Origin of the sequence: Neobacillus drentensis (genome assembly GCF_036965245.1) — a bacterium.
GTDB lineage: Bacteria > Bacillota > Bacilli > Bacillales > Cytobacillaceae > Neobacillus > Neobacillus drentensis_G.
The window spans coordinates 56630-68266 of record NZ_JBALPG010000009.1 but is presented as its reverse complement, the minus strand read 5'-3'; the positions used below and the strand labels follow the sequence as shown (position 1 = coordinate 68266).

The 11637-nt window shown below is 38.8% G+C and carries 9 protein-coding genes; 6 read left to right on the top strand and 3 right to left on the bottom strand.

The features are described from left to right. Window positions 1-239: 239 nt before the first annotated feature. Complete coding sequence (gene tagU / locus V7150_RS02545; RefSeq protein WP_335513321.1) at window positions 240-1169, top strand: polyisoprenyl-teichoic acid--peptidoglycan teichoic acid transferase TagU; 930 nt, start codon at window positions 240-242, stop codon at window positions 1167-1169. Window positions 1170-1393: 224 nt separating this feature from the next. Here tagU and V7150_RS02540 read toward each other — a convergent pair whose 3' ends face one another. From V7150_RS02540 to V7150_RS02530, 3 genes are all read right to left on the bottom strand, one after another. Further along, the gene (locus tag V7150_RS02540) at window positions 1394-1891 is read right to left on the bottom strand and encodes a PTS sugar transporter subunit IIA (protein WP_335513319.1); all 498 of its coding nucleotides are present in this window, start codon (window positions 1889-1891) and stop codon (window positions 1394-1396) included. Between the two features lie 522 nt (window positions 1892-2413). Then, window positions 2414-3796 (bottom strand): beta-propeller fold lactonase family protein, encoded by a 1383-nt coding sequence (locus V7150_RS02535; RefSeq protein WP_335513317.1) that lies wholly within the window; start codon window positions 3794-3796, stop codon window positions 2414-2416. A gap of 402 nt (window positions 3797-4198) precedes the next feature. Next, window positions 4199-7285, bottom strand: coding sequence for an efflux RND transporter permease subunit (locus V7150_RS02530; protein ID WP_335513315.1), 3087 nt, complete (start codon window positions 7283-7285; stop codon window positions 4199-4201). Between the two features lie 99 nt (window positions 7286-7384). Here V7150_RS02530 and V7150_RS02525 point away from each other — a divergent pair, with 99 nt between their 5' ends. The 5 genes from V7150_RS02525 to V7150_RS02505 all read left to right on the top strand — a co-directional run bounded on the left by V7150_RS02525 (window position 7385) and on the right by V7150_RS02505 (window position 11589). Further along, window positions 7385-8215, top strand: coding sequence for a TetR/AcrR family transcriptional regulator (locus V7150_RS02525; protein WP_335513314.1), 831 nt, complete (start codon window positions 7385-7387; stop codon window positions 8213-8215). A gap of 363 nt (window positions 8216-8578) precedes the next feature. Continuing rightward, window positions 8579-9061 carry a hypothetical protein gene (locus tag V7150_RS02520; protein ID WP_335513313.1) on the top strand — a complete coding sequence of 161 codons (483 nt, stop codon included), beginning with the start codon at window positions 8579-8581 and terminating at the stop codon, window positions 9059-9061. Beyond that, window positions 9051-10208 (top strand): LuxR C-terminal-related transcriptional regulator, encoded by a 1158-nt coding sequence (locus V7150_RS02515; RefSeq protein ID WP_335513311.1) that lies wholly within the window; start codon window positions 9051-9053, stop codon window positions 10206-10208. The genes V7150_RS02520 and V7150_RS02515 overlap by 11 nt, the downstream gene beginning before the upstream one ends. A gap of 89 nt (window positions 10209-10297) precedes the next feature. Next, the gene (locus V7150_RS02510) at window positions 10298-10753 is read left to right on the top strand and encodes a DUF2269 family protein (protein ID WP_335513310.1); all 456 of its coding nucleotides are present in this window, start codon (window positions 10298-10300) and stop codon (window positions 10751-10753) included. Between the two features lie 14 nt (window positions 10754-10767). Beyond that, on the top strand, window positions 10768-11589 hold the full coding sequence (locus V7150_RS02505; protein ID WP_335513308.1) for an arylamine N-acetyltransferase: 822 nt from the start codon (window positions 10768-10770) through the stop codon (window positions 11587-11589). Window positions 11590-11637 lie beyond the last annotated feature (48 nt).

The following is an 11637-nucleotide window of genomic DNA, read 5'->3' as shown; positions in this document are numbered from 1 at the left end:
ATTTTCTGTCCAATTGGCGGTTGGCAGGGGGTTCACTGGGATAAGGCGGTCTTACCTACGGTCACAGCATACGAATAGTGACACCCATTTTGAGACTGTCTCTATTCACTATTTTCTTTCTGGTTGCATTACAATTGAATATATATCCAAAATTCAACAATTTATTAATATCCTCTTTACCACTTTTTTGTTATTCTATTAATTAGAAATATATAATTTTATTTGGAGGATTTGTAAAAATGAGGTCTGAAAAAGGAAAACGCAAAGGAAAATGGCTTAAAATAACTGGAATTATCCTTTTGGTTTTGCTAATTGCCGGTGGCGCTTATGCCTACACAGTATATAATTCTTTTAAAAATGCTGTCGAAACGATGCACCAACCAATTAAACGGGAAAAATCGGAAAAACGTCAAGAACCAGTAACATTCAAAGAAAAGGATCCATTTTCAGTCTTAATGTTAGGTGTGGATGAACGACAAGGAGACAAAGGTCGTTCTGACACAATTATCGTATTGGCCGTTAATCCAAACAACAATTCAGTAAAAATGCTCAGCATTCCACGTGACACCCGTACTGAAATAATAGGGAAAGGGAAAGAAGATAAGATAAACCACGCGTATGCTTTTGGTGGAGTCCCAATGTCAATGGATACAGTTGAAAATTTCCTTGATATTCCTATTGATTATTATATGCAGGTAAACATGGAAGGATTTAAGGATATCGTTGATGCTGTAGGAGGTATAAAGGTCAACAATGATTTAGACTTTACCCAAGATGGATTCCATTTTACTAAGGGAGAATTGAATCTCAATGGCGAACAAGCATTAAGCTATACTAGAATGCGCTACGAAGATCCAAGGGGAGATTTTGGCCGCCAAACAAGACAGCGACAAATCATAGAAGGAGTCATTCAAGAAGGATTAAGTGTTTCAAGCATGACTAATTTCTCTGAAATATTTGCAGCACTTGGAAAAAATGTAAAAACCAATCTAACGTTTGATCAACTGATGGACATACAAAAAAATTATAAAGAAGCAGGTAAAAATATCCAGCAAATGGAAATACAAGAACAAGGAACAAAAATAGATAAAATCTACTATGGATTGGTTTCACCAGAAGAAAAACAAAGAGTACAAAATGAATTAAAAGCACAATTAGAATTAAACTAAGGAATATAAAAAGCTGATTAATTTATCTTTAATCAGCTTTTTTGATTTCATTTGTAACTTGCTTTGTATATAATTAAAAGCCATTTCAAAACGAGCTTACTATTGTTTACAGACACCGCTCTGAAGCAACAAAACTGTCCCCATTCTTCTCGAGAGTTTAAGAATGATAAGATAAAATAACACTGCAATTGTTTTAGCTTTGGTTAAATTAAATTTCAATGAATTTAATTGAGTTCCACCTGAATAATTTCTGTTTCCCCGCTTTTCACTTCTGAAAAGTTTGCGCGGTTCAGTTCCTTCACTACCTCGAAATTCGTTATAACCACAGGGGTAATGATATCGGCAGCCTTTTGTTGGATCAATTCAATAGAGAAGCTGATGAGCTTTGTTCCGGCTGATACTTTGTCCCCAACCTTAACAAACGTTTCAAATCCCTCCCCTTGCATATTGACCGTATCAAGACCAATATGTATCAGGATTTCCAGCCCTTGTTTGGATTTGAGCCCTATGGCATGTTTAGTTGGAAAAATGGAGATAACTTCACCATCAATAGGAGCAACGACCACCCCTTCTGATGGTATGATGGCAATTCCATCACCTAACATCTTTTCAGCAAACGTTGGATCCGGCACTTCTTCAATTGGGACTAACCGGCCAGTTACCGGGGATAAAAGAGTTTCTTGTTTTTTTGTTGAATTTAGACCAAATAATTTTTTAAACATCATAATAATCTCCTTTTGGATCGTTTACTTAAATAGAAAACCTTGCAGAAATAGGATACCGCTACTTCAAACGGTATCCTGTCCATTCTGTAATTAGAAATGCTAAGTCAAAGTTGGACAACAAGACTGTTGTCAGGCCCTCTTTGAAGCAATAGAACCGCCCACATGCTTTATAGTTTGAAATATTTATCTATCAGATAAGGATGAGTAAATACTTAGAAAACTTACACCATAATTTCAAAAGCTCTTTTCAGCATATAAGGGTTCATAATATTTCCTTCCGCTATGACAGGAATGGACACTTCTTTAAGTATATTTTTGTAAAAAGCTAAGTCATTCTCCTATAGTTTACTACCATTTTTTTCATTTGTATAATGATAAAGGGTTGTGAAGATACAAGCAATGCTAACACAAAAGAAAGAGCTGCCCACAATGATGGATATCTCTCACCTCTTCACCCCCTCCAAAATAATAAAAAGCCAGGCGTAGTGCCTGGCTCAGATAAATTTCCCCTTGATTACATTATTCACTTTTTTCCATAAAATGTTTGTTAATAATATACCAGATATTGTTTACGCCTTGTCCTTTTATATCGCCTGGCTGTTGATCTTTGATAAAGTAATAAAGAGGATACCCTTTATAGGTTGTTTGCTTCTGCCCATCTTCCCTCGTAATCGTTCCAAAATCTTTTTTATGAAACCCTTCCGAAGCCTTTATATTTTCTGCATAGAACGGCGGCCAAATCTCAAGACATTTTCCTGAACAATTGCTGATGCCCGGTGTATCCTTTGTAAAATAGTAAAGCGTCATTCCTTCCTGGTCCGCTAGATATTTTCCAACTTCAGCGGATTTTAATACCTGAAGCTTGTAGGAACGGTTCTCACTTATCGTATCTATGATCGTGCCGCTGTTCACATCAACTTGGGAAATGGACAGATCACGATTAAGTACATAAGCACGGGCCCCATCCTGACTGAAGACGATTGCTTGGCGCGGCTCCAAAAATCCTTTAATCGTCCCGGTAATACGGGTGTCTGAAACGTTGATAACGTTGATTGTGTTGTCTGCTTTGTTGCTGGCCAATAGGAGCTTTCCATCTGGCGACAATGCTGCCCCATATGGCTCGCGTCCAACTTTTATTTCATCAACGATTTCACCCCGAGCGAGGTCTACCACAGAAATACTGTCACGGCCGCTGTTTGCTGCATACAACGTACTTCCATCAGCACTTACAGATATCGCGCGAATCATAGAAAATCCGTTTATCTCACGAACGATACTATTAGCAGCCGTATCAATTACGGATACCTTGTCACCTTTAAAATTTGTAACAAATACAAATTTTCCATCGTGTGAGACGACTATCCCTTGACGCGGCTGAGAAAACCCGGTGATAACGGAAACAGGCTTGCGTTTTTCAAGATCGACAACCGTTACTGAACTCTGAGCCTGGTTGTTAACGTACATCGTACGTCCATCAGGGCTGACCGCTGTTCCAAATGCTCCTTGCCCAACCACTATCTCATCTTTCAGTTTTAGTGTTTTTGTATCATAAAATCGTAAGGAACCCAGCGTACTGTCCGAGACGACAAACTGTGCCCCACCCCCAATGAACACGATATTCCTTGGTGTGACAAAGCCCTCGATCTTTTTTTTCAAAGTGCCTTTTACAAGGTCGAACACGAGGATGATGTGTTCACGGCTATCTGAGACAACCCCGGTCTTTTCATCTGGACTTACTGCCAGCGAATTATTCGTAATGTGGGTGTCAAAACCAGTTTCAGGCTTCTCTTGGTTATTTTCATGACCAGAGGCAAAAATCGTAGCTGGAAGCATGTAAAGAAATACTAGAACTGCCGCCAAAACACTTCTCCATTTCATTTTTTTCAAAGAACAACGTTTCATTATTTACACTCCTTAATCGTATTTTTGCTTTTCATTGTAGTAAACGAAGCGTTCTTCTTTTCAGTTTGATATTTTTTAAAAAATTTTTTCAAGAAGTACTGTCCTATTGGCAGTTGGCACTACACAATCGGCGAATAATTCCGCATTACTGCTAGATAAGTCTATTAAACTATCGATGATAAAGTAACATTCCACTATCAAAAAGAAATAAAAAAACATCAGATTGGCGAGCCCCTAAGTGGGAAGAATGTGGCGTAGTTGCACTTATACCTGATAGAAAAGTTATACTTTCATATAAACAAAAATAACCGAGGGAGTATCCCTCGGTTATTTTTGATCTATTCTATTAAGATACCCTTTAAGGTCAAGTCGTGAACCAAGATTATTCCGAGCGTGAAAGTACTAGTTTTCTTCCACTTCTCGCCGGTTTTTCTTAAACATCTTAGACAAGATTTCATAAACAATTGGCACAATAATCAACGTTAATAATGTTGAACTTGTTAAACCACCGATTACGGTAATAGCAAGACCTTTGGAGATTAAACCTCCACCGCCGCCTGCACCAAGTGCTAATGGAATTAACGCACCGATCGTTGCGATGGCTGTCATGAGGATCGGGCGTAACCGTGTTGCACCCGCTTCTAGAACCGCTTCACGCATACCCAAGCCATCACGTTCCATATGAATAATCCGGTCTACCAGCACGATAGCGTTCGTGACTACGATACCAATTAACATCAATAGCCCCATCATGACAGAGACAGAGATGGTTTCCCCAGCGATTAACAAACCAACAAATGAACCGATGACCGCAAACGGTAACGAGAATAGGATCGCAAACGGTGCGACACCCTCACGGAAGGTTACCACAAGGATGAAGTACACGATGGCGATTGCCGCTAGCATAGCGACACCAAGCTGTGTAAATGTCTCCGTCATATCTGCCTGTACCCCGGCAACGGCGACGGATACACCTTTTGGTAAATCTAATTTATCTACTTCTTTACCCACTTTAGAGGTCACTTTTGAAATATCTTCAGATTTAATTTTTCCAGAAACGGTTGCGTAGTACTCGCCTTTACTACGTGCAAGTGTATTTTGTGTTGTCCCTTTCTTCACAGTAACAAGTTCAGAAAGAGGCATTGTTGTACCCATTGCAGTTGGTACTTGTTTTGCTAAAAGATCATCGATCGATTCAGGCTGGGCAGCTTGTTCCTGCTGGACGATGACATCTAAGGAGTTGCCATCCTTTTCAACCGTTGTTAATACATCTTGTGTCTTTTGCGGGCTTAACATCATCACAAGCTGGCCGGTTGTTAAACCGTACTTGAGCAAGTTAGCTTGCTCAACCCTGAAAGTGTACTCGACATAGGCATTCTCCGCACTGGTCGTCACATCTTTCAAGTCATCCTGTTTCTTCAAAACCGACTCAACCTTTTTCACAGATTGATTTAGCTTGTTTAAATCCTCACTGTAAAGGTTGTAGCTGACTTCATTTTCCGCCCCTGACATCGAAGAAAAGTTCTGGCTCTTCCATTTGCCTGATTGATCAAGGCCGGTAACATACTTTTCAATTTTTTCCTTAACCTCTGGGAAATTCTTTATGTCTGGGTCAAAAATCAAGTACATTATGGCACCGTTTGAGCCGCCGCCCATCATGGCAGACATCTCATCGCCTTCATCAGTTACAGATACCTGAACGATATCAATATCGTCCCGTTTCAGCATCTGATCTTCGACCACTTTGACATTCGCTACTATATCTTCTTTAAGTTCGCCGGCTTTTGGTGTGTACGTTAAGTACATCACTTTATCCTCTTCGCTGCCCATGAAGCTAAAGCCGATTAATGGCGTTAAGGCCAAACTTCCAGCTAATAAAACAACAGCAAGAATCGAAGTAATCACTTTATGGTTAAGAGCCTTTTCCAGGAACCACTTATACCATTTTGCCAGTTCACCAGCTTCTTTATGTCTTTTTGCTGTTTTCTCACCATATAACTTCTTCTTAAATAAGAAATGGGAAAGGGCCGGAACGATAGTAATCGCTACAAGTAATGAAGCCCCAAGAGAAAACGCCATCGTTAAGGCAAACGGTGCGAACAGCTCGCCAACCATGCCGCTAACAAAGATCAGTGGTGCAAATACCGCAACCGTTACTAATGTGGAGGACATAATCGGTTTAAACATTTCAATCGTCGCTTCACGAATAAGCGCGCGGCCGGTTAATTTTTCTTCTTTTAAATGCAGTCTTCGATAGATATTTTCCACGACGACAATTGAGTCATCGATGACCCGCCCGATCGCAACCGTAATCGCACCAAGCGTCATAATATTCAGCGTAATATCCATCCAGTTCAGCAGCAGTAATGCCATGAAAATCGAAACTGGAATCGATACAATTGAAATAATCGTAGATTTAAAATCACGTAAAAATAGAAGGATGATTAATACGGCTATTAAACCGCCAAATACCGCTTTTTCAATCATCGTGGCGACCGAATCTTCAATCGGTTTACCTTGGTCAAGGGTGACATCAATGTCAAGACCGTCATACTTTTTCTTTTCATCTTTTACTAACTTTTTCACCTTGTTTACAACATCAACGGTGTTCGCCTGTTGACCTTTGACAATTTGAATCGCAATCGCATCTTTTCCGTTTGTCCGGGAAATCGATTGTACTTTACCGACTGTTTCAATTGTCGCAATGTCGCTAAGCTTTACAAATGGAGAAGGATTTGCTGCTGATGGTGTGACAGGAATCAGCATATTCTTTAATTCATCAGCCGTCATGAACTTGCCGTCGACGGCGACTGCCTGCTCACCTTCTTTAAACTCGTAAAGTCCTAAGGAAACTGACATGTTGCTTGCTTGAATCATTTGCTTAACATTATCTTCGGTTAAACCGAACTCAGCCATTTTGGCTTTGTTATACGTAAGGTCTACTTCTTCAATATGCTGGCCGGCAATCGTAGCAGACGCAACACCCTCGATTTTCTGGATTTTTGGAAGCAGACTTTCCTCTACTGTTGACGTTAATTCAACAATATCCTCTTTTGAACTACTTACACTTAGAGCCACAACCGGCATCATGTTCATGCTAATCGCTGTCGTTGTTGGCTTTTGTGCACCTTCCGGCAGTTTCAAGGAATCTAGCGCCGATTTTAATTCACGTTTCGCCTCATCCATATCGATCCCGTATTCGTATTCCACTTGAATACTGGACATATTAGAATAAGAATTGGAGTAAACGGCTTTTACGTGATCAAGGCCTTCTACCGCTTTCTCGATCGGCATGGATACATCTTTCATCACTTTCTCAGGAGTAGCTCCCGGATAGACGTCCATGACCATTAAGTATGGAATCGAGATATTCGGTATCGTCTCCATATTCATTCGTGTACCCGAATAAATACCAGATACCGTAATGATGATGGTAAGCAGCCATACTGCTAATTTATTCTTCAGGACAAAATTAACTAAACCTTTCACTATTACACCTACCCTTAATTGACTTCATGCGCTCAATTATTTATAATAATGACCAATAAGTCATTTGTCAACGAAAAGGCCATAGGAGCGATACAATAAATGGTTAAAAAACAATTAATTATGGAAAAAGCGTTAGAGCTTTTTGCAAAGCAAGGGTTTGAAGCTACATCCGTCCAACAGATAACCGAGCATTGCGGGATTTCCAAAGGTGCTTTTTACTTATCCTTCAAATCAAAGGAAGAATTGATTACCGCATTAATTGACGACTTTATGATGCAAATCACCTCTGACATTGACTACATAGTCAGAAATACAAAAGATGAGGATCTTTTATATGAATTTTATTATGCAATCTATCATTCTTTTCATAAGCATTCTGATTTCGCCAAAGTTCTCCTGAAAGAGCAGTCGCACGCATTTAGTAAAGAACTCATCTTAAAAATGCAATATTACGAAAAAGTAATTGAGAACGCGATCTTATCGATGATTGAACGGTTATATGGTGATAGGATCAAAGAAATTAAATATGATTTAATTTATTGTATTAAAGGCTTTATGAATACGTATTCACAGTTATTTGTATTCTATAATGTTCCGTTGGATTTAAAGTTGCTGGCGGAGTCGCTTGTGGAAAAAACAACTTTACTGGCGCAGCATACGACTGCTCCATTTGTTACACAAGAGCTTAGTCAACTGGTCAAGCAGCCGATGAATGAAGAAGTAACGAAAGAACAGATCCTCGAAATCATCGTACAAAAAATTGATGAAATGGAAGAGTCAATTGAAAAAGAATCGTTAATCTTACTAAAGCAGCATCTTCTCGAACCGACATTAAGCCCTGCTATCGTGAAAGGACTACTCGAAAATATTCGAAATCATCCTCATTGTAAGTGGATTTCTTATTTGCTTCGGCGGTATTTTGAGATTTAAAAAGGAAGAAAGGCAGAACGCTATTACTTATAGCATTCTGCCTTCTTTTTAATTCGCAAATTTCTAGATGGTCCCTGGGATCTGGTTTCATACTAGAACCCGAATATATTATCAAAGCCACTCCTATGGATTCAATCTCGATTTTTATAATGATCCATGTTACAACTCGTTTTTCGATCCAGGTCTCGGTTTCTATACCGAAAATGAGGTATGTTTTTTTAAATTTCTCGGAGGTCAAATTATAGGAAATCTAGAATATTCTAGATAATAGAAAGACACCTGTTAAACGATAAAAATTTTAATCCAACCACTGCTTTAAACTTGTTAATTGAATTTGAAATAAAAACAAATCTGGGGGCTTATATGATACCGGATCATACTGTCGTCAAATTTTTAAAAAGAACAGAACCTTTATTTATTCATCTTGCCGTCTCAAATGTTGACAGACATCCTATTTCTGTACGTGGTTTCGGAGTGAAAATTGATGATAGGATAGATTGTCTCAATATCTATATCCTTAAAGCACAGACAGAAAAGGTACTCTCCTATTTATCATCAGGCAATGGTGTGGTTGCTTGTTTATTTACGGATGGATTTTCAAACGAATCCTATCAAATAATAGGGAGGTTCATAAACTATAAAGCTTCAATTAGAGAAGATCTTGAAATATTAACCGGATATCGAAAAAGCAGCCTTAAATTGTTTCCAAAAATGTATGCGAAATTCCCACTTTCAACAGCTATTTGTGATGTTATTTCATACAAAGCAGAAGAGATCTTTGTCCAAACACCGGGACCTTACGCAGGGAGTAAGTATCAAAAGGGGGAAGCCACCAATGATTCCTGAAGAAATGATGCCAGCACTAATGGGTGTTGTTCCAGCAACTCTAATTACAAGCAGCAAAGAAGGAATCCCCAATATTACCAATATTTCTCGCGTATGGTATGTAGATTCAAACCATGTCGCAGTCGCTAATCACATGTTGAAAAAGAGTGTGCAAAATTTGCAGGAAAACCCTTATGCCTTTATTCGTACGATCGATACTACGAATTTTTCTACATGGGAGCTTGAATTAGAGTATATAGGCTTTAGGACAGAAGGTGAGATTTTTGCTGAAATGAAAACGCAATATGAGGTGCTGTCGATGATGTTAGAATCAGAGATGCCCATTACCGTCATTTGTGCGGAATTGTTCACCGTCGTGTCTGCACGAATTTGTGAAGAGGAGAACAGTCATTTACGTTTACTTACAGAAACCTATCATCCATTATTAGAACAGCTTGAAAAGAAATTCGGATGGGACCGCTCGGCTGTTTGGATCACAGATGACTTTGTCAATCAGTTACATTTAGCGATAGTGCATGGACTAGATGAGGAGTCAGCCCAAAAAGTTCTCCAGAGAGTAGCACAATGGTCCTCCCAGCAGGAAAAACCTGTCCTCATTAATAATATCCGTTCCCAATATCAATATGCTTTTACAACCTTTCTTAACCAACTGCCGGAAAAAGAGAAGTTTTCAGTAGAAAATTATCGAAATATTAATCAAAACTATGTTGCGATTCCAGTTAGAAATAAAGATAAAAAAATAATGGCTGTTATAGGCAGTCAAAGTAATGATGAACTTTTCTTTAGTGAATTCAACGAGGACCTTCTTCATATAGCTTCACGAATTCTATCTCAGTTAATTGAAAAACTTCATGGACTTGAAGATGATAAAGAACGTCAGAAAATGATTGCGCAAGCATTGGATCGGATTCTTCTAGAAGGATCCAAACGAACAGGGGACAAAAATACCGTCTTAAGCCCTCGTGAATTACAGGTAGCACTCCAAGTTGCACAAGGTCTATCCAATGAAGAAATTGCCAAGGCTCTTTTTTTAAGTAAACGTACAGTGACAACACATTTAGAACGGATTTTTCAAAAGCTTTCCATTAACTCCCGGACTGCCTTAGCAAGCTACGTGATTGAAAATGGACTTTCTGATTCTCCGTAATTAAGAAAAATACGTATTTCAACCGATATTTTAAATGGACCACACCACTTATGATAAGTTTAAGACTTATGAATAGGTGGTGTTTTTTTATGGAATGGCTTGTATTTTTACATGTCGTTGCAGCGGTGGTCGGTCTTGGTCCTGCCTACGCTTTTCCTCTGATATTAAAAAAGGAAAAGTCACTTTTTGAGGTAAAAAGGATGGTCGATCTGGTGGCTCGTTTAGAAGTTCTCCCGAAAATTTTCGGAGGATTGACCTTATTATCAGGGTTACTGTTAGTTTGGCTTGGGAATTATGGGACATATTTTACTTTATGGATTGGTGGAGCATTAGTTCTTTTCATTTTAGCTGAAGTCGTTATTATCGCCTTCTTAACTCCAGCTGCCAAAAAGCTTTCTGCTGCATTATCAGAGTTACGTGAACAGGGGGCATCCGAAACGGATGATCATTCTCAAGGATTGCTTACAAAAGTCAGAAAATACCATATTATCGCTTGTGTGATTGTAGTTGTAATTATTGCTTTTATGGTGGTTAAACCAATATAGGAAGTGAATAACAGATGGATCGTTGGGAAGAGAAATATTTGGATTTTTTACGTATCGAGAAATTGGAACCTGACTATAAGTACTTGCAAAGGTTAGTAGAGGCACATTTGCATCGTGTACCATTCGAGATTATTAGTAAATATCATTATTACACTACACGGGATCGCAATGATTTGATTCCTAGTAAAGAAGAGTATCTTGAAAATTTACTTGGAAAGGGCTGGGGAGGAAACTGTTATATTCTCAATATTCATTTTGGAAAACTGCTCTACACCCTTGGGTTTGATGTTAAAATTGTCCGTGCTAAAGGGGGAAACACCCATCTTGGTTTGATGGTTACGATGAACGGAAAATCCTATTATACAGATGTAGGCTTCATGGCACCTTTATTTGAACCATTGCCAATTGAGGAGGAACCATATTTAATTCGCTGCGGTGAAGAAATGATCATCAAGAAGGTCGGTAGACGTGAGTATTTGTTTGATAGAAGGTCAGGAGGACAGACTTTTGTCGCCAAAACAATCGAATGGTTTCCAGTAGAGGTTGAAAGTTTTACTGAAGATATCATCCATGCACATCGGGATAAAGACGAGAATCCATTTATGCGGAGGATTGTAGCAACGATATTTAAAGACCGAGTGAGCTATGCCGTCATAAATTCAAAATTGATTGTAAAATCCGACAGCGACATTCACGTTACAGATTTTGTGAATAAAGAGGACTGGATTCAGATGATGGAAAAGACTTTCAATCTTCAAAAACAAGACCTCCTTTTTGGATTGAATTTTTTAGAAGAAAGAAATGTGAGCATTTTTGTTGAATCAAACCAGTCTTAGGTAAAAAGGAAACCTGTCGCCAATTTCTTTTATGGGGACAGGTTTTCT

What these genes read in the sequence shown, in the direction of transcription:
- tagU (WP_335513321.1), top strand. Translation starts at nt 240, where the DNA reads ATGAGGTCTGAAAAAGGAAAACGCAAAGGAAAATGGCTTAAAATAACT.
- V7150_RS02540 (WP_335513319.1), bottom strand. Translation starts at nt 1,891, where the DNA reads ATGTTTAAAAAATTATTTGGTCTAAATTCAACAAAAAAACAAGAAACT.
- V7150_RS02535 (WP_335513317.1), bottom strand. Translation starts at nt 3,796, where the DNA reads ATGAAACGTTGTTCTTTGAAAAAAATGAAATGGAGAAGTGTTTTGGCG.
- V7150_RS02525 (WP_335513314.1), top strand. Translation starts at nt 7,385, where the DNA reads ATGGTTAAAAAACAATTAATTATGGAAAAAGCGTTAGAGCTTTTTGCA.
- V7150_RS02520 (WP_335513313.1), top strand. Translation starts at nt 8,579, where the DNA reads ATGATACCGGATCATACTGTCGTCAAATTTTTAAAAAGAACAGAACCT.
- V7150_RS02515 (WP_335513311.1), top strand. Translation starts at nt 9,051, where the DNA reads ATGATTCCTGAAGAAATGATGCCAGCACTAATGGGTGTTGTTCCAGCA.
- V7150_RS02510 (WP_335513310.1), top strand. Translation starts at nt 10,298, where the DNA reads ATGGAATGGCTTGTATTTTTACATGTCGTTGCAGCGGTGGTCGGTCTT.
- V7150_RS02505 (WP_335513308.1), top strand. Translation starts at nt 10,768, where the DNA reads ATGGATCGTTGGGAAGAGAAATATTTGGATTTTTTACGTATCGAGAAA.